This is a genomic window from Halomonas sp. MMSF_3323 (assembly GCF_030733595.1).
Lineage (GTDB): Bacteria > Pseudomonadota > Gammaproteobacteria > Pseudomonadales > Halomonadaceae > Halomonas > Halomonas litopenaei.
This window is the reverse complement of sequence record NZ_JASHIT010000007.1, coordinates 77,763-101,371: the sequence shown is the minus strand read 5'-3', so window position 1 is coordinate 101,371 and position 23,609 is coordinate 77,763. Positions and strand designations below refer to the sequence as shown.

The 23,609-nt window shown below is 64.6% G+C and carries 20 protein-coding genes; 7 read left to right on the top strand and 13 right to left on the bottom strand.

Annotation, left to right across the window (positions count from 1 at the left end):
• Positions 1-195 precede the first annotated feature (195 nt).
• From miaB to lnt, 5 genes are all read left to right on the top strand, one after another.
• Positions 196-1,539: a tRNA (N6-isopentenyl adenosine(37)-C2)-methylthiotransferase MiaB gene (miaB, locus tag RBB39_RS05085; RefSeq protein WP_045991787.1), complete on the top strand. Its 1,344-nt coding sequence runs from the start codon at positions 196-198 to the stop codon at positions 1,537-1,539.
• Between the two features lie 141 nt (positions 1,540-1,680).
• Positions 1,681-2,772, top strand: coding sequence for a PhoH family protein (locus RBB39_RS05080; protein ID WP_045991788.1), 1,092 nt, complete (start codon positions 1,681-1,683; stop codon positions 2,770-2,772).
• Positions 2,769-3,275, top strand: coding sequence for an rRNA maturation RNase YbeY (gene ybeY, locus RBB39_RS05075; protein WP_108449786.1), 507 nt, complete (start codon positions 2,769-2,771; stop codon positions 3,273-3,275). Before RBB39_RS05080 ends, ybeY begins: the two co-directional genes overlap by 4 nt.
• The gene (locus RBB39_RS05070) at positions 3,272-4,138 is read left to right on the top strand and encodes an HlyC/CorC family transporter (protein WP_045991790.1); all 867 of its coding nucleotides are present in this window, start codon (positions 3,272-3,274) and stop codon (positions 4,136-4,138) included. Before ybeY ends, RBB39_RS05070 begins: the two co-directional genes overlap by 4 nt.
• Before the next feature lie 60 nt (positions 4,139-4,198).
• Positions 4,199-5,689: an apolipoprotein N-acyltransferase gene (gene lnt / locus RBB39_RS05065; protein ID WP_306168865.1), complete on the top strand. Its 1,491-nt coding sequence runs from the start codon at positions 4,199-4,201 to the stop codon at positions 5,687-5,689.
• A 227-nt stretch (positions 5,690-5,916) separates the two neighbouring features.
• On the opposite strand, the gene phaC is transcribed toward lnt, so the two are convergent.
• The 5 genes from phaC to prmB all read right to left on the bottom strand — a co-directional run bounded on the left by phaC (position 5,917) and on the right by prmB (position 11,399).
• On the bottom strand, positions 5,917-7,755 hold the full coding sequence (gene phaC / locus RBB39_RS05060; protein WP_045991792.1) for a class I poly(R)-hydroxyalkanoic acid synthase: 1,839 nt from the start codon (positions 7,753-7,755) through the stop codon (positions 5,917-5,919).
• Between the two features lie 236 nt (positions 7,756-7,991).
• Entirely contained in the window at positions 7,992-8,534 is a 543-nt protein-coding gene (locus tag RBB39_RS05055) for a phasin family protein (protein WP_045991793.1), read from the bottom strand.
• 285 nt (positions 8,535-8,819) lie between these two features.
• Positions 8,820-9,200 (bottom strand): hypothetical protein, encoded by a 381-nt coding sequence (locus RBB39_RS05050; protein ID WP_045991794.1) that lies wholly within the window; start codon positions 9,198-9,200, stop codon positions 8,820-8,822.
• Positions 9,201-9,331: 131 nt separating this feature from the next.
• The gene (aroC, locus tag RBB39_RS05045) at positions 9,332-10,417 is read right to left on the bottom strand and encodes a chorismate synthase (RefSeq protein ID WP_306168864.1); all 1,086 of its coding nucleotides are present in this window, start codon (positions 10,415-10,417) and stop codon (positions 9,332-9,334) included.
• 10 nt (positions 10,418-10,427) lie between these two features.
• Positions 10,428-11,399: a 50S ribosomal protein L3 N(5)-glutamine methyltransferase gene (gene prmB / locus RBB39_RS05040; RefSeq protein WP_231498478.1), complete on the bottom strand. Its 972-nt coding sequence runs from the start codon at positions 11,397-11,399 to the stop codon at positions 10,428-10,430.
• Between the two features lie 264 nt (positions 11,400-11,663).
• On the opposite strand from prmB, the gene RBB39_RS05035 reads away from it, so the two are divergent.
• Positions 11,664-12,251 carry a Smr/MutS family protein gene (locus RBB39_RS05035; RefSeq protein WP_045991797.1) on the top strand — a complete coding sequence of 196 codons (588 nt, stop codon included), beginning with the start codon at positions 11,664-11,666 and terminating at the stop codon, positions 12,249-12,251.
• A gap of 114 nt (positions 12,252-12,365) precedes the next feature.
• On the opposite strand, the gene RBB39_RS05030 is transcribed toward RBB39_RS05035, so the two are convergent.
• The 3 genes from RBB39_RS05030 to RBB39_RS05020 all read right to left on the bottom strand — a co-directional run bounded on the left by RBB39_RS05030 (position 12,366) and on the right by RBB39_RS05020 (position 15,247).
• Positions 12,366-13,394: a patatin-like phospholipase family protein gene (locus tag RBB39_RS05030; RefSeq protein WP_045991798.1), complete on the bottom strand. Its 1,029-nt coding sequence runs from the start codon at positions 13,392-13,394 to the stop codon at positions 12,366-12,368.
• A gap of 177 nt (positions 13,395-13,571) precedes the next feature.
• Positions 13,572-14,444, bottom strand: a complete 873-nt coding sequence (locus RBB39_RS05025; RefSeq protein WP_045991799.1) for an alpha/beta fold hydrolase — start codon at positions 14,442-14,444, stop codon at positions 13,572-13,574.
• A complete protein-coding gene (locus RBB39_RS05020) occupies positions 14,441-15,247 on the bottom strand; it encodes an alpha/beta fold hydrolase (protein ID WP_045991800.1) in 807 nt (268 codons plus the stop codon). The genes RBB39_RS05025 and RBB39_RS05020 overlap by 4 nt, the downstream gene beginning before the upstream one ends.
• Before the next feature lie 476 nt (positions 15,248-15,723).
• Between RBB39_RS05020 and RBB39_RS05015 the strand changes: the two genes are divergently transcribed.
• On the top strand, positions 15,724-16,722 hold the full coding sequence (locus RBB39_RS05015) for an AEC family transporter (protein ID WP_371931858.1): 999 nt from the start codon (positions 15,724-15,726) through the stop codon (positions 16,720-16,722).
• 66 nt (positions 16,723-16,788) lie between these two features.
• Here the strand turns inward: RBB39_RS05015 and RBB39_RS05010 are convergent, their stop codons facing one another.
• From RBB39_RS05010 to RBB39_RS04990, 5 genes are all read right to left on the bottom strand, one after another.
• Positions 16,789-17,124: a type II toxin-antitoxin system HicB family antitoxin gene (locus RBB39_RS05010; RefSeq protein ID WP_045991802.1), complete on the bottom strand. Its 336-nt coding sequence runs from the start codon at positions 17,122-17,124 to the stop codon at positions 16,789-16,791.
• A 302-nt stretch (positions 17,125-17,426) separates the two neighbouring features.
• Positions 17,427-19,004 carry an aldehyde dehydrogenase (NADP(+)) gene (locus RBB39_RS05005; protein ID WP_124802576.1) on the bottom strand — a complete coding sequence of 526 codons (1,578 nt, stop codon included), beginning with the start codon at positions 19,002-19,004 and terminating at the stop codon, positions 17,427-17,429.
• A 102-nt stretch (positions 19,005-19,106) separates the two neighbouring features.
• Positions 19,107-20,432 carry an enolase C-terminal domain-like protein gene (locus RBB39_RS05000; RefSeq protein WP_306168863.1) on the bottom strand — a complete coding sequence of 442 codons (1,326 nt, stop codon included), beginning with the start codon at positions 20,430-20,432 and terminating at the stop codon, positions 19,107-19,109.
• Positions 20,433-20,475: 43 nt separating this feature from the next.
• On the bottom strand, positions 20,476-22,065 hold the full coding sequence (garD, locus tag RBB39_RS04995; protein WP_045991805.1) for a galactarate dehydratase: 1,590 nt from the start codon (positions 22,063-22,065) through the stop codon (positions 20,476-20,478).
• A complete protein-coding gene (locus RBB39_RS04990; RefSeq protein ID WP_306168862.1) occupies positions 22,055-23,605 on the bottom strand; it encodes a tripartite tricarboxylate transporter permease in 1,551 nt (516 codons plus the stop codon). The genes garD and RBB39_RS04990 overlap by 11 nt, the downstream gene beginning before the upstream one ends.
• Positions 23,606-23,609: the final 4 nt, after the last annotated feature.

Below are 23,609 nucleotides of genomic sequence, written 5' to 3'. Positions count from 1 at the left end.
ATCCACCGGGATCTCCGCGCGCCCTGCCCTGGTCCCTGGCCGGTACATCGGCAAACTGGCCCCACCCGGGCCGGGTGCGTATAATGCGCCACCATGCGCCACGGTCGTTCGACCGCCAGTCTCGCGCCCATTCACCACCACTCACGTGACCAGGCACCCCTGGTGCCCATCGGGCCGGGAGCCCGACATATTGCTATGACGAAGAAACTCTTCATCAAGACCCACGGCTGCCAGATGAACGAGTACGACTCTGCCCGCATGGCGGATCTGCTCGGCGACTCCCATCAGATGGAACTGACCGACAACGAACAGGACGCGGACGTGATCCTGCTCAACACCTGTTCGATTCGGGAAAAGGCCCAGGAGAAGGTGTTCCACCAGCTCGGTCGCTGGAAGAAGCTCAAGCAGTCCAACCCCGATCTGGTGATCGGCGTCGGCGGCTGCGTGGCCAGTCAGGAAGGCGAGGCCATTCGCAAGCGCGCCCCCCACGTCGACATGGTGTTCGGTCCCCAGACCCTGCACCGGGTGCCGAGCATGCTCGACGCCAGCCGTGACAACCAGATCTCGGTGGTGGACGTCACCTTCCCCGAGATCGAGAAGTTCGATCACCTGCCCAAGCCCAGCTCCGACGGCGCCAGCGCCTTCGTCTCGGTGATGGAAGGCTGCTCCAAGTACTGCACCTTCTGCGTGGTGCCCTACACCCGTGGCGAGGAAGTCTCGCGGCCGTTCGAGGCGGTCATGGACGAGGTCTTCCACCTGGCCGACCAGGGCGTTCGCGAGATCAACCTGCTGGGCCAGAACGTCAACGCCTACCGCGGGCTCAACGACGACGGCGACGAAATCGATCTGGCCGAACTGATCGCCTGCGTGGCGGCGGTGGACGGCATCGACCGTATCCGCTTCACCACCTCGCACCCGGTGGAGTTCAGCGACAGCCTGATCGAGGCCTACGCCGAGATTCCGGAGCTGGTCAGCCACCTTCACCTGCCGGTGCAGGCCGGTTCCGACCGCATCCTGGCGGCGATGAAGCGCGGTCACACGGTCGAAGAGTACGTCGACAAGATGGAGCGCATCCGCGCCCTGCGCCCGGACATCAGCTTCTCCTCGGACTTCATCATCGGCTTCCCGGGCGAGACCGAGGAGGACTTCGAGGCGACCATGGACCTGATCCATCGCATCGGCTTCGACGTGTCCTTCAGTTTCGTCTACTCCGCTCGCCCGGGCACCCCGGCGGCGGCGCTTGACGACGAGACCCCGGAAGAGATCAAGAAGCAGCGTCTGGCGATCCTGCAGGAGCGCATCAACCAGCAGGCGATGCAGATCAGTCGGCGCATGGTGGGCACTACCCAGCGCGTGCTGGTCAGCGGCTTCTCGCCCCGCGACCCGGGCCAGCTGTCCGGACGCACCGAGAACAACCGGGTGGTCAACTTCCGCGCGGCCAATCCCACCGAGCTGATCGGCTACTTCGTCGACGTCGAGATCACCGAGGCCCTGCCCAACTCGCTGCGTGGCGAACTGGCTTCCGGCGAGCGCTACTGAGGCTCGCCCTGCTCCGGGACGGGCGGCTTGGCCGTTTCACCATGACGATCGCCAATGCACAGGACCCGGAGCATTGCCCTGGCCCACGCCGGGGCAGTAAGCTGAACCTTCAAAGCCACCCAAACACGGATTCTTCACGCCTTGAGCCAGCCATCGACCCAGGCCAACCGCATCATCACGCTCAACCTCGAACCCAACGAGCCCCGCCGTCTTGCCAACCTGTGTGGCCAGCGCGACGAGCATCTGAAGCTGATCGAAAGCCGGCTCGGCGTCACCCTGCGCAACCGCGGCAACATGTTCCAGCTGGCCGGCCCCGGCGCTCGCGTCAAGGCGGCCGCGAACCTGGTGGAACACCTCTATCGTGAGGCCGAGGCCACCGAGCTGACCCCGGACACCGTGCACCTGTTCCTGCAGGAAGCCGGCATCGAGGCCCTCGACGAGGACGCCGAAGAAGACGCCGGCGAGGGCGAGGTGCTGATTCGTACCCCGCGCACCCTGATCAAGCCGCGCGGCCTCAATCAGCAGGGCTACGTCACCAGCATCCGCAACCACGACATCAACTTCGGCATCGGCCCCGCCGGCACCGGCAAGACCTACCTGGCGGTGGCGGCTGCGGTGGAAGCGCTCAACCAACAGCAGGTGCGACGCATCCTGCTGGTGCGCCCGGCGGTGGAAGCCGGCGAGAAGCTCGGCTTCCTGCCCGGTGACCTTGCCCAGAAGATCGATCCCTACCTGCGCCCACTGTATGACGCCCTGTACGAGATGATCGGCTTCGAGCAAGTCGCCAAGCTGATCGAGCGCCAGGTGATCGAGATCGCGCCGCTGGCCTACATGCGCGGGCGCACCCTGAACAATGCCTTCATCATTCTCGACGAGAGCCAGAACACCACTCGCGAGCAGATGAAGATGTTCCTGACCCGCATCGGCTTCGGTTCCACCGCGGTGATCACCGGCGACGTGACCCAGGTCGACCTGCCCAAGGGCCAGAGCTCCGGCCTGATCCAGGTGCTCGATGTGCTCAAGGACACCGCCGGTATCGGGGTGACCCACTTCGCCGCCAAGGACGTGGTTCGCCACCCGCTGGTGCAGCGTATCATCGAGGCCTACGACCTGTTCGAGGCCAACCAGGAAGCCGAGGAGCGCGCCCGCCGCGAGGCGCGTGCCGAAGAGCGTCGGCTGGAGCGTGCCGAGCGTCTACAGTCCATGAACGGTGACGGAGACGCCCACCGATGAGCGCCTGCGTGGACCGTCAGGTGGCCAGCGAGGCCAGCGACCTGCCAGAGGCCGATGACCTCGAGCGCTGGGTCGACGCCGTGCTGGCCCACTACCCCGAACGGGCGGAGTCGGAACTCACGATTCGCCTGGTCGACGCCGACGAGAGCCAGACCCTCAACCGTGACTACCGTGGCAAGGATGCCCCGACCAATGTCCTGTCATTCCCCTTCGAGGCCCCGCCAGGCCTCGAGCTTCCGCTGCTTGGCGATCTGGTGATCTGCCATCCGGTGGTCGTGCGCGAAGCACGCGAGCAGGACAAGTCGCTGATCGATCACTACGCTCATATGGTTGTCCACGGCACCTTGCATTTGCTGGGCCATGACCATATCGAGGATGAGGAGGCCGACCTCATGGAAGGCCTCGAGCGCAGTATCCTTGCCGGCCTGGGCATTGACGACCCTTACGCCCCGCCGGCCCCATCTCCGGATCCCGGTAGCGAGGACGAGAGAGCCGACGCATGAGCGAAGACCGATCGAGTAGCCAGGCCCCCAACAAATCCTGGTTCGACAAACTCTTCAGTGCCCTGTCCAGCGACAGTGACGAACCCAGCTCGCGAGAAGAGTTGCGCGAATTCCTGCGCCAGGCGGGCAGCCGCCTGAAGCTTGAGCAGGATGCCATGACCATCATCGAAGGCGCCCTGAACATCAGCGACCAGCAGGTCAGGGAGGTGCTGATCCCGCGCTCCCAGGTCACCGCCCTGGAGCTCGATCAGCCGCTGGAGGACTACCTGCCGATCATTCTCGAGACCGGTCACTCGCGCTACCCGGTGATCGGCGAGAACCTCGACGAGGTCAAGGGCATCCTGCTGGTGAAGGACCTGCTGCCGTTGCTGCAGGGGTCCAGCGACGACCGCCCCTTCCAGCTTGAAGAAGTCCTGCGCCCTGCCATGTTCGTGCCGGAGTCCAAGCGCCTCAACAGCCTGTTGAAGGAGTTCCGTGACACCCACAGCCATATGGCGGTGGTGGTGGACGAGTACGGCGGCACCGCCGGGATCGTCACCATCGAGGACATCCTCGAGGAGATCGTCGGCGACATCGAAGACGAGCACGACACCGACGAGGAAGAGGACATCCGCCAGCTGGGCGATGATCGCTACGCGGTGCGTGCCCTGACCCCCATCGAGGACTTCAACGAGCGCTTCGGCACGCGCTTCTCCGACGACGAGTTCGATACCCTGGGAGGACTGGTGATGCAGCGTTTCGGCCACCTGCCGGCGCGCGGCGAACATACTCTGATCGGGGGCTGGCGCTTCACCGTGCTCAACGCCGACAATCGGCGTATCCGGCTGCTCGAGGTAGAACCCGAAAGCCGTACCGACGACTGAACCCGTGCGTCCCCGTCCGGGGACGCCTTGCCTTTCTCGCCCACACCAAGGATGGACCCCATGCTCGAGCGAGTGCTCGGCGGCAGGGCCGGCTACCTTGCCGCCCTGATTGCCGGAGGGCTGACGACCCTCGCCGCCGCCCCCTTTTCCTGGTGGTGGCTGGCCCCGCTGGCCGCCGCCCTGGTCTATGCCGGCCTTTACCGTCAGAGCGCACGCCAGGCGCTGTCGCGCGGCTGGTGTTACGGCCTTGGACTGTTCGGAAGCGGCGCCTCCTGGGTCTACGTATCGATCCACGACTATGGCTACACCAGCGCACCGCTGGCGTTCTTCCTGACCGCCCTGTTCGTGGCCAGCATGGCGCTGTTCGTCGCCTTGCCGATGGGGCTGTTCCGGCGCCTGATGCCGGCCCGCCCCACCGCGCTGGCGGGCGGGCTCGGCTTCGTCGGCTTCTGGGTACTGATGGAGTGGATCAGGACCTGGCTGTTCACCGGCTTTCCCTGGCTGCTGCTCGGCAGCACCCAGGTCGACTCACCGCTGTCGGCGCTGGCGCCCCTGGGTGGCGTCTACCTGCTGTCGCTGGTGGTGGCGGCCAGCGGCGTGCTGCTGACGGAGCTCGCGCGGCCACGACCGCTGGCCGCCCTGCCGCTGGTGGCCCTGTGGGGTCTGCCCTGGCTGCTGCCGAACCAGTGGACCTCGCCCACCGGTGATCCGCTGAACGTGGCCCTGTTGCAGGGCAACCTGCCCCAGGAGATCAAGTGGCTGCCAGAAGGCCAGCGCCAGGCGGTCAATACCTATCTGGGCATGACCGGTGACCTGGAGGCGACCGTCCCGGTGGAGCCGGACATCGTTATCTGGCCCGAGGCGGCCCTGCCGATGTTCGAGGACCAGGCCGAGCCGATCATGGCCCGCGCCCAGGCGGCGCTGGCCCCCGAGACGGCGCTGCTGACCGGCATCCTTCAGCGCGACGCCGACGGGCGTTTCTTCAACGCCGTGAGCGCCTACGGCAACGCCAGTGGCGCCTATCGCAAGGCCCACCTGGTGCCCTTCGGCGAGTACCTGCCACTGGAAAGCCTGCTCAGGGGCGCCATCGCCTTCTTCGACCTGCCGATGCCTGCCATGACGCCAGGACCGGATACGCAGCCGCCGATGACCGCCGCCGGTCACACCCTCGGCAACGCCATCTGCTACGAGATCATCTACGCCGACCTGGTGGCCGAGCGTGCCCGTGATTCGGAACTGCTGCTCACCGTCTCCAACGACAGCTGGTTTGGCGATTCGATCGGCCCCCACCAGCACCTGGAAATGGCCCGGCTGCGCGCCCTGGAAAACGGCCGCTACGTGATGCGTGCCACCAGCAATGGCATCACCGCCATCATCGACGATCAGGGACGCCTGCTCGACCAGCTGCCCCAGTTCGAGACGGCTCGCCTGGACGGTCAGGTGCAGCCGATGCAGGGGCTGACGCCCTTCACCCGCACCGGTAGCTGGCCCACCTGGCTCGTCGCCGGGCTGATGCTGCTGGCGGGCGCACTGTGGCGCCGGCGGGGCTAAGCCAACGCAAGCCGACGCAAGCCAACGACCGTCGACGCAGCTCTGGCCGCGAACGACATTCACCACAAACGACAACGCCGCGAGGGCTCAGGCCCTCGCGGCGTTGTTGTGTTGCAACCGTGTTGCCACCATGTTGCAACAGTGCGGATCAGTGTACGAGCGTCAGGCGGGTACCAAGGGCCAGATGCGTTCCTCGGATACCCTCCTGCCTGTCACGCTGACGAACGTTACTCGGCGGCCTCGTCGTCCTCCGCCTCGCCCAGCACTTCAGGGATGCTGGTCTTGACGAAACGCCCCGGCGCGGGCTCCAGCAGCGGCAGCTCACCGCCACCAGGCTCGCGGGCATCGACCATCTTGTCGGCGTCCACGTAGCCACCCTTGACCATCCACTCCTGCCAGTGGGGCCACCAGGAGCCTTCATTGGCCTTGGCCCCGGCCAGCCACTCTTCGTGGTTGTCGGGTAGCTCGTCGTTGGTCCAGTAGCCGTACTTGTTCTTGTGCGGCGGATTGACCACACCGGCGATATGGCCGGAGCCCCCCAGCACGAAGGTCACCGGGCCCTTGGGCAACAGCGCGCCGTAGTAGCTGCTGTTCCACTTGGCGATATGGTCTTCCTTGGTGGCGATGAAGTAGCTCGGCGTCGACACCTTGCGCAGGTCGATCTTGACACCGTCGAGCTCGACACCGCCTGGCTCGACCAGCTGGTTCTCCTGATACAGGTGACGCAGGTACCAGCCGTGGGTACCCGCTGGCAGGTTGGTGCCGTCGGTATTCCAGTACAGCAGGTCGAAGGCCGCAGGATCCTCGCCCTTCAGGTAGTTGTTGACGTAGAACGACCAGAACAGGTCGTTCTCCCGCAGCAGGTTGAACGAGTAGGCCATGACGCGGCCATCCAGGTAACCATCCTGCTCGAGCTTGGCTTCGATGCCCTGAAGTACCGGTTCGCTCAGGAAGACGCCGATCTCGCCGGGGTCACGGAAGTCCTGCAGGGTCGCCATGTAGGTCACCGACTTGGCCTTGCGCCCGCGCCGGGTGCTGGTCAGGTAGGCCATGGTCGAGGCCGTCAGGGTGCCGCCGATGCAGTAGGACAGGAAGTTGGCCGACTTCTCGCCGGTGGCCTGCTCGATGCCGTCCAGCGCCGCGATTGGACCAAGCTGCATATAGTCCGCCCAGGTCAGATCGCGCTGCTCCGGGCCGGGGTTGCGCCAGGAGATCAGGAACACGGTGTGGCCCTGGTCCACCAGCCACTTCACCAGCGAGTTTTCCGGGCGCAGGTCGAGCACGTAAAACTTGTTGATCCAGGGTGGCACGATCAACAGCGGCGTCTTGAACACCTTCTCGGTGGTAGGCGCGTACTGGATCAGCTGGATCAGCTCGTTTTCCATCACCACCGCGCCTTGTGACACCGCGATGTTTTCACCGACCTCGAAGGCGCTGCGATCGGTCATGGTGACGTTGAGACCCTCGGCCGAGTTGGCCAGGTCCTCGCGCAGACGCGACAGACCGTCGACCAGGTTCTGGCCCCGGGTCTCGAGGGTCTTGCGCATGACTTCGGGATTGGTGGAGACGAAGTTGGTCGGCGACATGGCGTTGACCATCTGACGCGCGTAGAAGGACAGATTGCGCTTCTCGCCGGGGCTCAGATCGTCGAGCTTGTCCACCAGAGTCTCGACGGTGTTCGAGAACAGCAGATACTGCTGCATGATGGCGTTGTAGCCAGGATCGCTGGTCCAGGCCTCGTCCTTGAAGCGGCGATCGCCGCGGGACGGCGTCACCAAGGGCTCGAAGGCACCGCCGCTGGCCGCCGCCATGGCCTGTTGCCACAGCGCCATCTGATCCTGCATCAGCTTGGCCTGGGTCTCCCATAGCAGAGTGGGATTGCGCATCAGCGATTCGGCACCGGCCTGGAAGCTGTTGCGAATGTCCTCCATCACCGAATCCGCTGCGTCATTGGGCACCATGCGCGAAAGGAAATCTTCCATCAACGCCTGGTACTCGGCACCCAGCACCGATAGCTGGTTGCCCCATTCCTCCGGGTTGTCCGCCGCCTGATCACCTGCCGCCATTGCGTTCTCCTCTGGCCTGCCCTGCAAAAAAGGGTGGACCACCGTCGGCCTCGCGGCGTCGCAGCTATCCACCCTCGTTTCGTCATCGTTGTTGGGGGGCGAGTCGGCCGCCGCTGTCTATACCGTCGTGCGGCAGGCGCTTCACGCCAATGCCTGCACTCGCCTGCGGCCGCTCACTCGTTGGCACGTCCAACAGTACTCTTGTCTCAGGTGCGCCTGCCTCAGACCCGCTTGGCTCAGGTGCGCTTGCGGCTGGAGGTCGCCTTGGCGGTTCCGCCGGTCGACTTGCTGGCGCTGCTGGTCTGAGACGAGGCCTGGGAGGCAGCCTGTGAAGTCGCCTGGCTGGCCTGCTGGGTGGCCTTTTCGGCTGCCTCGGTGACCTGCTGGGTGGCCTTCTCGACCGCCTCGGTCGCCTGGTCGCGGGCCTGGGTCGCCTGATCGGCAAGCTGCTGGCCGGACTCGGCAAACAGCGACTCCAGTTCGCTCTTGAACTCGAGGCTCATTTCGCTCATGGCGCGGGCATCTTCGAGCATCTGCGCCGACAGTTCGTTGAGCATCTCGGCCTGACGGGTAGAGAAGTCGCGCAGCCCCTCGGCGTCGTTGATCGCGGTGGCTTCACGCATGCGCTCGGTACCCATCTGGCTGTAGCGCTTCATCGACTCCATCTGGTACTGGGACATCTTCTGCATGTTGTCCAGCATCAGGGAGTTGAGTTTGCGCATCGGCTCGAAGAACTGACGAGTCTGCTCGTTGAAGTTGTCGAACATCTTGTCTTGCATGACCGAACCTCCTGGAATCGTGTCGATGGTGTCTGTCCACTCGGCAATCCGCTGCCACTGTCCGCCATGGCGCCTCCGTCCAGGAAGCATGCTGAGGACAGCGTTGTTGCAGCGCAACAAACTCAGTCTGGCACACCCTCGGTGACAACGCCATGACAGGCGTCGCCTCCTGCGCGATTGTGCATCAAGACGCCCCGCACCCTCGCCATCGGCGAATCTGCCCTCCCCGTCATACCCGTGGCCGCTTTCCTGCGGGCCCCTGGCGGGCACTTGACGAGCACCTGGCTAGCTCTTGCCGCCCTTGGCGCTGCGCGAGCTGGCCTTGGCCGCCCCACTGGACCGCGGCGCCGTGGAGCTTGACGCCTCCTCGGCCTTGTCATCCTTGGCAGAAGAACCCTTGGCGCTCTGGGCGGCCTGGGTCAGCATATCCATCATCATCTTCTGATAGTTGCCGAAACTGGCAAGCCCCTGGGACAGTCCCTGCTGCAGCGCCGGCTGTTGCAGGAACGGCTGCATCAGGCTCATCGGATCGTAGCCTTCGACACCGGACTCCATCTGCCGATGAATGCGATCGAGCAGGTCCTGCTGGAAGGCCTCGATATTGGGAAGCCCCAATGCCTGGCGTAACTCTTCCGGGGTCAGATCGAATTCGACGTTGATCTTCATGCTGGCCTCGTGATCCTTGTATGGCGGTGTGTGGCGCCGGTAGCCCGCGCTATCGGGCGCAAAGATGCCTGCATCCTGCACCTTCCCTGCCACAGTTACTTGAGTGTAGCAGTCCTGTCATGCTCTGCGATTCAGCGTAGCCGTGGTGTGCTGACTCGCACATCACTGTTCTGTGCGCGATGACGCAGCAGGTGGTCCATCAGGGTCAGCGCCATCATCGCTTCGGCGATGGGCGTGGCACGAATCCCCACGCAGGGATCGTGGCGTCCCTTGGTCACCACCTCCACCGGGTTGCCGTACACGTCGATGGAGCGCCCAGGAATGGTGATGCTGGAGGTCGGCTTGAGCGCCAGGTGAGCGATCAGCGTCTGGCCGCTGGAGATGCCTCCCAGTACGCCACCGGCATGATTCGACAGAAAACCCTCCGGGATCATCTCGTCACGGTGCTGGCTGCCACGCTGGGCCACGCTGGCAAAGCCGTCACCGATCTCGACGCCCTTGACCGCGTTGATGCTCATCAGGCCGTGGGCCAGTTCGGCATCGAGGCGGTCGAACACCGGCTCGCCAAGCCCGGGCGGCAGCCCTTCGGCGGTGACGGTGATCTTCGCCCCCACCGAGTCCTGGTCACGGCGAAGCTGGTCCATGTAGGCCTCGAGTTCCGGCACCCGTTCGGGGTCGGGACAGAAGAAGGGGTTGTCGTTGACCGCTTCCCAGTCACGAAACTCGATGGCCAGCTCGCCCAGCTGACTCATGTAGCCACGCACCACGATGCCCTGGCTCGCCAGGTACTTCTTGGCGATGGCCCCGGCGGCCACCCGCATGGCGGTCTCGCGGGCACTGGAACGTCCGCCACCGCGATAGTCGCGCTCGCCGTACTTGTGGTGATAGGTGTAGTCGGCGTGGGCCGGCCGGAAATGGTCCTTGATCTTCGAATAGTCCTTGGAGCGCTGGTCGGTGTTCTCGATCAACAGGCCAATCGAGGTACCGGTGGTGCGCCCCTCGAACACGCCCGACAGGATCTTCACCTGATCAGGCTCACGACGCTGGGTGGTATGGCGCGACGTGCCTGGACGGCGACGATCCAGGTCGGCCTGCAGATCGGCCTCGCTGAGCTCGATGCCAGGCGGGCAGCCATCGACGATGGCGCCGAGCGCAAGCCCGTGACTCTCGCCAAAGGTGGTGACGGTAAACAGCTTGCCGAAGGTATTGCCGGACATGGGCGCTCCTCTATTGTTGTGCAAAGGACGCCGCATGGGCGTCGAGTTCTTCGGCGGTGAGGGCAAACACGCCCTGACCGCCGCGCTCGAATTCGAGCCACAGGAAGGGAACCTCGGGGAAGGCCGCTTCCAGATGATGATCGGAGTTGCCGACCTCGACGATCAGCACGCCGTGGTCGCTGAGGTGCGCTCTTGCCTCGCGCAGGATACGTCTGACGATATCCAGGCCATCGCTGCCCGCCCCCAGCGCCAGAGCCGGCTCATGACGGAACTCCTCCGGCATGGTGGTCAGGTCGCGGATATCGACGTAGGGCGGGTTGGACACGATCAAGTCGTAGCGCTGACCTTCCAGGCCATCGAAGACGTCGCTGTGCACCGCGCGCACGCGCCGGCCTACGTCGTGGCGATTGATGTTCTCACGGGCCACCGCCAGGGCGTCCTGGCTGATATCGGACAGGTCCACCTCGACGGTAGGCAGATACTCGGCGCAGGCGATGCCGATACAGCCCGAGCCGGTGCACAGGTCGAGGATGCGCCGAGGCGGCTCCTCGGGGAACCAGGCCTGAAAGCCCGACTCGATCAACTCGGCAATCGGCGAGCGCGGAATCAACACCCGCTCGTCCACACTGAACACAAGCCCGGCGAAGAAGGCCTCGCCGAGCAGGTAGGGCAAGGGCCGCCTGTCGCTGATCCTGGCGCGCACCAGACCGACGATGCGCTCGCGTTCCATCGGCAGCAGCCGCGCGTCCAGCACGCCGGGGTCCACGTTCCAGGGCAGATGCAAGGCGCCAAGCACCAGTGCCACCGCCTCGTCCCAGGCGCTGTCTGTGCCGTGGCTGTAGGTCAGCCCCGCCAGGTGAAACTCGCTGGTTGCCCAGCGCAGACAGTCGCGCAGGGTGAACAGGCCGTCGGCCAATTCAGCGTCGGGGAGCGCCAGCGTCGAAGACCTGGAAGTGGACGGAGAGGAGGAAGAGTCGGCCAAGAGGGCATCCTGTCGATCGGGTTCAAGAAGAGGCGTGCGCCAGGATCGCATGGACAATCACCGCCTTCGACGACCTTCACGCGAAGGTCCCTTCCGTTCCAGGGGCGAAGGCAGATGCAAGATCCTGGATAGCGATATAGATAGAGATCGAGATAGCGATATAGATGGCTATCTGACTCGCAAGGCATTGTATCCGTGCCGGCGGTTCACTGCCACGGCCACCACGGTATACTGGGCCTCCCTTTTACCGGACCCGAGGACCCCATGAGCCAGCGCCAGCCACCGCCCGACGACGAGATCAGCGCGTTTCGCCAGGCCCTGGAGCAGGCAGGTGTCCGTCGTATCCGCCACAACCGCGCCGACACCGGCAAGCCGCGCCCGACCACCCGTGCCCAGCGAGATCAGGCCGCCGCCGCGCGCCGCGCTGCCGCCGTCAGCGCGGGTGATGACGTGGCCACCGGGCGCACCTCGGATGGCCGAGTCGAGCCGGTACGCCCATCGGAGTATCTGGACTTTGCCCTTCCCGACCTGCCCTATCGCACCCGTAGCCAGTTGAAGCGCGGGATGATCGGCTGGGAAGGCGGTCTGGACTTGCACGGCTACAGCCTCGAGGAGGCTCGCTCGGAACTCGAGAGCTTTCTGCGTGACTCGGTGGCCAGTGGCCATCGCTGCGTGATCGTGGTCCACGGCAAGGCCTGGGGCGCCACCGCCGACTATCCGGTGATCAAGAGTCACGTCAATGCGTGGTTGAGAGAATGGCCGAGCGTGCTGGCCTTCTGTTCGGCCACCGACGCCGAAGGCGGCACCGGTGCGGTTTACGTGCTGCTGAGACGGCGCGGACAAACGCCCTGAGCCCCGGTCAGACAGACACCCTGCCCCCCTGTCAGAAGGTGCATCGGTGCGACCCAGATGCTGCTGAGGCGGCGCAGTCGATATGGGCCTGGAAGTCGCGGCCGATGCCCTGGGTCAGCCTGCTGGCTTTTCGGTCTGCTCGACGATACCGCAGGTCTCGATGCGATCCAGCGCCTGGCAGGTCAGGTGACGCCCCAGACGGATCAGATCCCTGGCACGGTGGAATTCGAAGGAACCGCAGACGGTCTTGGGTATCTCCACCAGGATGTCCGGCGGATAGCCCGCCTCCTTGTAGCGCGCCAACGCCGCCTGGGTGATGTCGAAGGAGGTCAGGATGGTGGCCAGCCGCCCCCAGTCCTTGCGCCCCAGCGCGGCATTACCGCGCTCGGCACGGTCGGCTTCGGCCTCCGATTCGGCGCTTTCCTGAAAACGCCGCGCCATCAGCGCACCGCGTCGATCGCCCCTGCGGCGCTCTCCGTTGGTACCTTTACCGCCCCGGGCCTCATCGCAGCTCGGGCACTCCACCGGCAGCAACTCCTCGAGAGAGACAAGGTTGGGGCTGTTGGCGGTGACGTTGACCGCCATCACCAGGTCCGCGTGGACCGACACGTTGGAGATGATCGGCAGCGGATTGAGCAGACCGCCATCGACCAGTAGCCGAGGCCCATCCTCGACCGGCGTGAAGACCCCGGGTATGGCGATGGAGGCACGGATAGCCTTGAGCAGGGACCCCCGCTGAAACCACACTTCTCGCTGGCGCATCAGGTCGGTCGCCACCGCGGTGAAGGGAATGGGCAGGTCCTCGATGGCGACGTCACCGATAAACGACTCGATCTTGCTCATCACCTTCCTGCCCTGCATGGCACCCATGGAGGTGAACGACATGTCGAGCAGGCGAAGTACGCCGAAGGAGCCCAGCTCCTCGACCCACTGACGGTAGGGCTCGAGCTTCCCCGCAGCAAAGATGCCCCCGACCAGGGCGCCCATGGAGCACCCCGAGATCGCCACCACTTCATAGTCGCGGGCGACCAGTTCCTGCAGCACACCGATGTGGGCATAGCCTCGGGCACCACCACTACCCAATGTCAGCGCAATGCGCTTGCCGCTCGATCCCGGGGGACAATCGTGGCGATAGACGGTCATGGCAATGCCCTCCTGCTGCGGATTGGCCGCGCGGGCAGCGCTTGAACAGCGCATGCCTCGCACTCGCAGGCCTGTCTATAAGCTTAGACTAACCCACCGTGGAAAAGCTTACGCGGCCTGTCACGGCGCAGCGGCCAAGACTCATCCACCGACTGGCTGCCAAGATCGTCTTGTCGATCAAGGTGTTGCGGACAACGCCTCGACGATGGCGTCGGCCACCGCGGGGGCGTGCTGCGGCGAGGCATGAAGATGGTGTCCGCCCTCCAGCACGCGACGGGTCAGGCGGCGAACGCGTGCTCGCGAAGCCACCCCTCGTGGCCGTTCCCCGAGAATACCGTCACGCCCTTCGACCAGCAGTACCTCGCAGGCAATAGCCTCGAGCAGATTCGCGACCTGGTCATCGGTCAGCCGCACGGGGGAGGGGCGCAGCAGGCGCGGGTCGGTGCGCAGCCGCAGGCCGCCCTCGTCGCAGGGGGTCAGGTTCCTGGCCACGATGTCGCGCACCGTCTCGGCATCCACCGGGGTGGCGCCACCGGCGACCCGCGCCGCCACCGCGGTATCCAGATCGGCATAATGAGGAATCCGCGAGCGACGGCGACGCTGGGCCCGCAACGAACGCCCCAACTGGCCAGCGGTATCTTCAGGTGGGGTGGTCAAGGCCCCCAGACCGTCGATCAGCACCAGGCGCTCGATGCGTTCGGGCCAGGCCGCGGCGACCAGGCAGGCCACCCCGGCGCCGAGGGAGTGAGCCAGCACCGGGGCACTATCCAGTCCGAGATCATCCAGTGCATCGAGCAGGTCGTGGCAGTAGTCCCAGATGGCGTAGTCGTAGTCACCGGGCAGCCGCTCGGAGTGTCCATGGCCGGCCATGTCGATGGCCACCAGGCGTATATCGAGCCGTTCGGCCAGCACCGGCGCTAAACGCGCAAAGCTTGCGGCGTTGTCGAGCCAGCCGTGCAGCGCCAGCCACACCGGCGCCTCCGTGCGTCCCCAGGCCAGTGCGGCCAGGCGCCCCTGTGCCAGGCGAAGCGCTTCTCCCGCTGGCTTCATTGCGTTGCCCCTTCGCCCAGCAGACGGTCGATCATGGCAAGCAAGGCGCGTCGCGTTGCCTCGGGCTGCTCCATCGGAAACATATGACTGCCGGGCACCCTGTCCAGGGCGATACCGCGCCGGCTGAGACGTCGGCAACGTGCCTCGGTCAGCAAGTCAGACGTCTCCCCTGCCAGCACACCCAGAGGTACTCGTACCTCCGTGGGCAGACGATCCAGATGGTGGGGCAGATGACGGAAGATCTCGACCTCGATATCCGGGTCATAGCTCAACACCACCGCGCCGTCCTCCAGGGTCGTGGTGCCGGCATCGATGTAGTCGTCCAGCGCCTCCTCGGTGAAGCTGCGAAACAGACCCTTGCGCCGGAGTTGAGCGCGCATCGCATCACGGCTTTCCCAACGGGTACGGCGCCCCTTGCTCTTGCCTGCCGGCGTCACTCGATCCACCATGCCGAGCCACTTGCTGACGCGCATGGCCAAGGCGTCGATGCCCAGCATCAGCGGCGGGTCGAGCATCACCACGGCCTGGAACCGCTCCGGCTCCTGGCGCGCCGCCATGGCGGTGATCACCCCGCCCATGGAGTGGCCGACACCGATAAAGGGTCCGGCCAGGTGGCGGGTGCTCTCGAGGTATTCATCACGCAATGCCAACCAGTTGTGGCCCACGGGAAAATCGGGATGGTGGCCCAGGCGATCGAGCGGCTGGACGTCGAAGCGCTCTGCGAGTGGTGCCAGCAGGCTTCTGTAACTGCCGCCGGGAAAGCCATTGGCATGGGCGAACAGCAAGGTTGGGGTATCTGGCATGATTCTGTCTCATCCGATGAGAGGCGGCGACCCGCCGCTGTAGCCTTGGCAGGCTAACGGCATTACCCTAGGCCGCCAAGTGAACCAAAGCCTAGATTCCCCGGCATTCCCCCTGACTCCCCGCTACCAAGGAGCAACGCGTGTCCCGTAAACCCGCCCGCGATACCCGCCTGCGCAACCGTCTGTTCTTCACCACCGTGGCCGTGGCGGTGGTCATCGGACTCTGGCTGGCGCGCTGAACTCTCTTGACAAGGGCGCACCAGAAGCCCCGACGTGCGCCCTCTTCAGTCGTTCTCTTCACCTCATCTTCACGTCCTCTTCACCACCTCTTCTTCGACCGGCCCTCTCCCTGGTCGAACCGCACCGTGATTGGCCCTCAGATTCCTGAATCCAGCCACCATCCAAGTCCCGCGCTCCCGGTCATACCAGGAACCTCACCCGACGCCGTCCACCCAAAGGCTTCCCAACTATAAATCATACATAGTATATTAAGTCCTTTAGCGTGCTATCCGAGCAGGAGGGTCTCCCCCATCGATATCAGCATCCTTGCCAGCACCCTCGGCGTCAGCCTGCCCGTTTTCGCCATGGTCTTCATCGGCGCCGTTCTGAAGCGTCTGGGCTGGATCGATCAAGCCTTCGTCGACACCGCCTCGAGCCTGGTGTTTCGCCTGACCATGCCAACGCTGTTGTTCCTGAGCCTGCTGCGCGCCGATCCCGGCCAGGACCTGAAGCTCGGACTGGTCGGTTTCTATCTGGTCGTCTCGGTGGCCATCTTTCTTGTCATCTGGGGCTGGGCCCTGTGGCGCTGCCCGCGAGTGGATCGCGGCGTCTTTGTGCAAGGTGCCTTTCGCGGCAACTGCGGTATCGTCGGACTGGCCCTGTCGGCCAACATGTACTGCGACTTTGGTCTGTCGCTCGGCAGTGTCATGGCCGGCGGCATCATCATCGTCAACCTGGTAATGTCGGCCATTGTACTGTCGGTCTACAGTCCGGTGGTCAGCTCACGTCCCCTGGCGATCCTCAAGGACGTCGCCACCAACCCATTGATCATCGGTATCGTCGCCGCCCTGCCGCTGACCTACCTTCACCTCGACTTGCCGCCCTGGCTGATGACATCCGGCGACTACCTGGCCTCGCTGTCGCTACCGCTGGCGCTGATCTGCATCGGTGGCAGCCTGAGCCTGCAGGCCGCCCGTGAGAGCGGAACCCTGGCGCTGTCGGCCAGCCTGTGGAAGGTTGCCGTCATGCCGGCCATCGGTGTTGCACTGGCACTGGCGGTGGGCTTTCGGGGCGCCGAACTCGGCATGCTGTTCCTGTTTCTCGGTAGCCCCACCGCCGCCGTAGCCTACGTCATGGCCAGGGGGGCCGGCGCCAATCAACGCCTCGCCGCCAGCATCATCATGCTCAGCACCTTGCTTAGCCTGGTCTCCATCAGTGTGGGGATCATGGTGTTGACGGCTGCCGACCTGGTGTAAGAAAAGGGTCCAGCACACCCCATGAGTCCAGCAATCTCGGTACGTTTTGACCTCAATTCATCGACGTCACGTCGATAGCTCGTTCTCTAGCGCAGTCGTCAACAACTGATTCAGGCTGATGCCGCGGGCCTTGGCTGCATCAACCGCCTGCTTGTGCATCGATTCGGGAGCGCGGACCTGGAACTTTCCAGAGTACGCCCTGACAGGATCGATCCCCATCTCGCGGCAAGTATCCAAGAAGACACGCAGCGATATCTCCCCTTCCTTGCGCAAGGCACAGACACTATCGGCATAGAAATCGGCGCCCCCATTGAGTCCCGTGAATTCTCCGCGAAACATCTCGAATTCGGGGTCATACTGAATAATGGCGCGATAACCATTGATCATCATGACATTGTTCATGGCATCAATCCGTTTGCTTCCAGCCATTTACGAAGGCTTGCGACGGCCCCCTTATCCGTATCCGGTGTCGGGTGTGGACGATGAAACACGCGCACTTCTCAAAACTTGCGTGTTTTCGTTTCACGCACCGACAGTACCAAAGCTTAGTACCACCTCGAGTCAAATGAACGCTCCTGCGCAACCTGAAAAGTGCGAGCGTCAATGCAATACCAGCAAGGCCCGGTGATCGACTCACCGGGCCTTGCTGTTTTCACGTCAGCGGTGTCACCACCGAGCGCGTCTGGCGCTGTCCATCAGTCCCTTCACCTGTCCCGTTTGCCGTCCACCAGGCGGCTGACGTTCAGCGGGTTGCCATCCTTGAGCGCCTGCGGCAGCAAGGCGTCCGGCAGGTTCTGATAGCACACCGGGCGCAGGAAGCGGTGGATGGCGGCGCTGCCGACCGAGGTGGTGCGCGAGTCAGAGGTGGCCGGATAGGGGCCACCGTGGACCATGGCGTGGCACACCTCGACCCCGGTGGGCCAGCCGTTGGCCATGACCCGACCGGCACGCCGCTCGAGGATCGGCAGCAGGCCACGGGCCGCGTCGATGTCGCCGTCGTCCATCTGCAGGGTCGCGGTCAGCTGGCCCTCGAGCCCCTCGGCCAGTGCCTTGACCTCGTCCAGGTCGGCACACTCGACCACCAGCGAGGTCGAACCGAATACCTCGGCCTTGAGCGCCTCATCATTGAGGAAGTCGCTGGCCTTGGCCACGAACAGGCCGGCCTGGCACTGGTTGGGTCCGTCGCCCTGTGGGCCACGCGCCACTTCACGGGCCTTGTCGCTGCCGCCAAGGGTGTTGACGCCCTGGGTGTAGGCGTCGTGGATGCCCGGCGTCAGCATGGTCTGGGCGCCTGCGCCCTTGACCGCTTCGGCGGCAGCCTCGACGAAGCCGTCGAGCGCCTCGCCCTTGACCGCGATCACCAGCCCCGGGTTGGTGCAGAACTGGCCGGCCCCCATGGTCAGCGAGCCGACGAAGGCCTCGCCCAGCTCCTTGCCACGGGCCTTGAGCGCCTCGGGCAGCAGGAACACCGGATTGATCGAGCTCATCTCGGCGTACACCGGGATCGGCTCGGGACGCGCCTGGGCGGTCTTCATCAGGGCGGTGCCACCGCTGCGCGAGCCGGTGAAGCCCACCGCCTTGATCCGCGCGTCGCTGACCAGGCCCTGGCCGACCTCGCGACCGGAACCGAACAGCAGCGAGAACACGCCTTCCGGCAGTTCACAGCGGGCCACCGCCTTCTGCAGCGCGCGGCCGACCAGCTCGGAGGTGCCGGGGTGGGCCGAGTGGGCCTTGACCACCACCGGACAGCCGGCGGCCAGGGCGGAGGCGGTGTCGCCACCGGCCACCGAGAACGCCAGCGGGAAGTTGGAGGCGCCGAACACCGCCACCGGACCCAGCGCGATATGGCGCTGGCGCAGGTCGACCCGCGGCATCGGTTCGCGGTCCGGCAGGGCCGGATCGTGCCGCACGTCGAGCCATTCGCCGGCGCGTACCACCGAAGCGAACAGGCGCAGCTGGCCGCAGGTACGGCCACGCTCACCCTCAAGACGTGCCTGGGGCAGGCCGGACTCCTGCATGGCGCGCTCGATCAGGGTGTCACCGAGCGCCTCGATCTCCTCGGCGATGGTCTCGAGAAAGGTCGCGCGGGCCTCGAGGCCGGTCTCGCGGTAGCTATCGAAGGCCGCCCAGGCCAGTTCGCAGGCGCGCTCGACCTCGGCCTTGGAACCTGCCTTGTAGCCAGGCTCGAGGGTCTCCCCGGTGGCCGGATTGACGGCATGGATGGGCTCGCCCTTGGCCTCGACGGCCTGGCTGCCGATCAGCTGCTTTCCTTCCAATTTCATGAATCTTCTCCTGTCGTGTGACGTTCGACGGGGTGAGCGTCGGTAAAGGCCGTCGGCTTTCGTCCTCACCGGGGCTTTCGCACCTGAGCCATCGAGTCGAGGCTAACGCACCAGGGCAGGACGCTTGGGATCGAACTCCCAGCCGTCGATCAGGTACTGCATGGCCATGGCGTCGTTGCGGCTGGTGACATCGAGGCCCTGGTACTTCCGATGGGCCTCCATCAGCTTGTCGTCGTCGAGCTCGACGCCAAGGCCTGGCGTGGTCGGCACCTTCAGCTTGCCACCTTCGATCTTGAACGGTTTCTTGGTGATGCGCTGACCGTCCTGCCAGATCCAGTGGGTATCGATGGCGGTGATTTCGCCAGGGCAGGCAGCGGCGACGTGGGTCATCATCGCCAGAGAGATGTCGAAGTGGTTGTTGCTGTGCGAGCCCCAGGTCATGCCCCATTCGTTGCACAGCTCGCCCACCGCCACGGCCCCCTGCATGGTCCAGAAGTGGCAGTCCGCCAAGGGGATGTCCACGGAGTTAAGCTGGACCGCAAGTTTCAGCTGACGATAGTCGGTGGCGATCATCTTGGTGGCGGTGGCAAGTCCGGTACGACGCTTGAATTCGGCCATGGTCTCGCGACCGGAGTAGCCGCCTTCCTGGCCGCAGGGATCCTCGGCATAGCTCAACAGGTCCTTGATCGGCTCGAGCACTCGCACCGCCTCATCCAGCGACCAGGCGCCGTTGGGATCCAGCGTCAGACGTGCCTCGGGGAAGGCCTCGTGCAGGGCGCGGATGCAGTCGGCCTCCTCTTCGCCGCGGAGCACGCCTCCCTTGAGCTTGAAGTCCTTGAAGCCGTAGCGCGCGTAGGCGGCCTTGGCCAGGTTGGCCACCGCCTCCGGAGTCATCGCTTTCTGATAACGCACCTCGTCCCAGGCGTCTATCGGGTCGCTGACCTTGGGATAGGGAAGGTCGGTCTTGTCCGGATCGCCGAGCAAGAACAGGTAGCCCAGTGCCTCTACCTCGTCACGCTGACGTCCGTACTGGCCGAGCAGGTCGGCCACTGGCATGCCCAGCGCCTGGCCGAACAGGTCATAAAGTGCCGACTCGATGGCGGTGACCACGTGTACCGCCACGCGCAGATCAAAGGTCTGCCGACCGCGCTCCTCCGGGCCGTTTCGCGACAGCGCCTGGCGAGCCTGGCTCAGCACCTGCTTGACCTCGTTGACCCGTGCGCCCTCGACCAGCGAACGACACTGCTCAAGTCCCTTGAGGATGCCGTCACTGGAGGGAATCTCGCCGACGCCGCGATTGCCGGACTCGTCTTCCAGCACCAGCACACAGCGGATGAACCAGGGGGCATGGCCACCGCTCAGGTTGAGCAGAAAACCGTCTTCGCCGGCCACCGGCACGATGTTCATCTTGGTGATCTTGGGGAACATGGAATCTTGCCTCTTGGTAGTTCGGTTAAAGATGATGAAGCGCTCAGGTGACCGGCGCCGGGTTGAACAGCACCAGGTCGTTGTAGAGACCCAGGCGGTCGGCGGCGACCTGGTGACGGCCGCTTGCCACCTCGAGAATCAGCTCGAACAGCTCCCAGCCGATGTCCTCGATGCTGGCCTCGCCGGTGGCGATGCGCCCCGCGTCCAGGTCGATCAGATCGTGCCAGCGACGTCCCAGGGTCGAGTTGGTGGAAACCTTGATCACCGGCGTCATCGCCAGGTTGTAGGGGGTACCGCGCCCGGTGGTGAAGACCTGCAGGTTCATGCCCGCCGCCGCCTGCAGGGTGCCGCAGATAAAGTCGCTGGCCGGGGTGGCGGCAAAGGTCAGCCCGCGCTTGCGCAGGCGCTCGCCGGGTCCTATGACGTCGACGATCGGTGAATTGCCGGACTTGATCACCGAACCGAGCGCCTTCTCGACGATATTGCTGAGCCCGCCCTTCTTGTTGCCCGGCGACGGATTGGCGCTGCGATCGGCCTGGCCCTGGGCCAGATAGTCGTCGTACCAGGCCATCTGCTCGATCAGCGCCCGGGCGACCTCCTCGTCTACCGCTCGAGGCGTCAGCAGATGGATGGCGTCGCGCACCTCGGTGACTTCGGAAAACATCACGCTGCCGCCGGCACGCACGATCAGGTCGGTGGCAAATCCCACCGCCGGATTGGCGGTTACCCCAGAAAAGGCGTCGCTGCCGCCGCACTGCATGCCCACCGTCAGCTCCGACACCGGACAGGTCTCCCGGCGGCGACGATTCAGCCGCTCAAGGTGGCGCTCGGCCATGGCCATGATGCCGTCGACCATCTCGCCGAAACCTTCGAAGGACTCGTGCTGCAGGCTCAATACGTTGGCGTCGTCGTTGGCGGAACCTGTGGCGGCATCCTCGCTGCGCTCAAAAATCTTGACCGGGCGGTCCCCGATAAGAGTCGAGGGCTGCAGTTTCTCGCAGCCAAGGCCGATGACCATGACCTCGCCACCGAAGTTGGGGTTCAGCGCCAGGTTCCTGAGCGTGCGGATGGGCACGATCGCCGCCGGCGCGCCGATCGCCACCCCGCAGCCGTAGCTGTGGTTGAGCCCGACCACGTCATCGACGTTGGGGAAGCGCGGCAATAGCTCTCGCTTGATCTTCGCCACCACGTGATCGACGGTACCGGCCACGCACTGCACGCTGGTGGTGATGCCGAGCACATTCCTGGTGCCGACGCTGCCGTCAGGGTTGCGAAAGCCCTCGAAGGTGTAGCCCTCGAGTGGCTCGACCACCGGCGCCTTGCGGGTCGCCAGAGGCAGCTCGTCGAGCTTCGGTGGTATCGGCAGCCTGACGTTGTTCTCGTTGACGTGGCCACCGCGCGGGATGGCCGACAGCGCCGTGCCGATCACCTCGTTGTAGCGCAGGATGCGCTCACCTTCGGCGATATCCGCCAGGGCCACCTTGTGGCCCTGGGGAATGTCGCTCACCAGCGCCACACCATCTTCCAGGCGCGTGCCTCGTGGCAGTCCACCCTGGCCCACCACGATGGCGACATTGTCGCCGGGATGGACGCGGATCACGCGGCTCTCGTTGGTCCTGGGTTCAGCCGTCATGACGTTCTCCCGATCCAGAAGTGGTGCCAGACACCTGACTCAATTCCATCTTCTGACGCGCACGGGTCTTGATGCCCAGCACGATGGAGAAGGCGATGGACGCGGCGATCAGCCCCCACAGCACAAGCGCGATGGGGCTCTTGGTAAAGAAGATCGAGAAGGTGCCGAAGGATTCCAGGCTCTTGACGAAGTACACCTCGGCGGAACTTCCCAGAATGAAGCCGATGATCAAAGGCGCGACCTCGAGCCCGATCTTCTCGATCAGGTAACCGAAGATGCCGAAAATCAGCAGTGTCCAGACGTCGAACATGATGCCGTAGTTGATGGCATAGGCGCCGACCACGCACATCATCACGATGATCGGATAGAGCACGTACTTGGGCACCAGCACCACCCGGGCGATGTACTTGATGGCGTAGAACATCAGGAAGAACATCACGATGTTGGCGAACACCAGAGCGATCATCATCACCGTCCAGGTGTCCTGGTTTTCCGGGATGAACAACGGCCCCACCTGGATGCCCTGAAGGGTGAAGGCACCGATCAACACCGCCGTGGTGGAGTCCCCGGGGATCCCCAGCGACAACAGCGGGATCAGGGCGCCACCGGTCAAGGCGTTGTTGGCCGACTCGGAAGCAATCAGCCCCTGGGGCGCACCCTTGCCCATCTGGCTGGAATCCCGCGACAGGTTCTTTTCCTGGGTGTAGGCAAGCACCGAGGCGGCGCTGCCGCCGACCCCCGGCAGCATCCCGACGAAGGTGCCGATGAAAGACGAGCGCATCAGGTTGGTCAGGCGGCCCTTGAACAGGCCGAAGGTGAAACCACCGCCCTTGCCCATCTCGATCTTGGCGCCGGACAGGCCGCTCTTCACTCCCTTCTCTGCCTCCAGCAGGATGGTCGAGATGCCGAAGATCCCGATCAATACCGGCAGCAGTGCAAAGCCGTCCACCAGATAGGGCTGCATGAAGTCGAACATCAGGCGCGTCTTGCCGTTACCGCCGTCGGACAGGCTGTAGGTGCCGATCAGACTCAGCCAGATGCCCAGTACACCGCTGAAGATACCGATCAACATGTTGCTGGACATGGAGGCGATGACCGTCAGCGCCAGCAAGATGATCAGAAACTTCTCCACATAGGAGAACTTGATCGAAAACTCAGCCAGCAAGGGAGCGAAGAAGAACAGCACCAGGGCGCTGACAAGTCCACCCACCAGCGACGCCACGACGTATACGCGCAGGGCCTTTTCGCCCTGGCCCTTCTGTGCCATGGGGTAGCCGTCGAAGGTGGTGGTGATCGACGAGGGCGTGCCGGGAATATTGAGCAGCACCGCCGGCACCATACCGCCGGAGATGCCACCGACGTAGAGGCCAAGCAGCAGTGCCAGGCCATGCTCGAGGCCGAGGGCGTAGGTCAGCGGCAGACACACGGCCACCGCCATGGTGGCGGTCATGCCGGGAATAGCGCCGAAGATGATGCCGATCAGGGCACCGATCGCGGCCAGCAGGAAGAAGGTGATATCGAGGTAGGACAGAAGTTCCATGGGT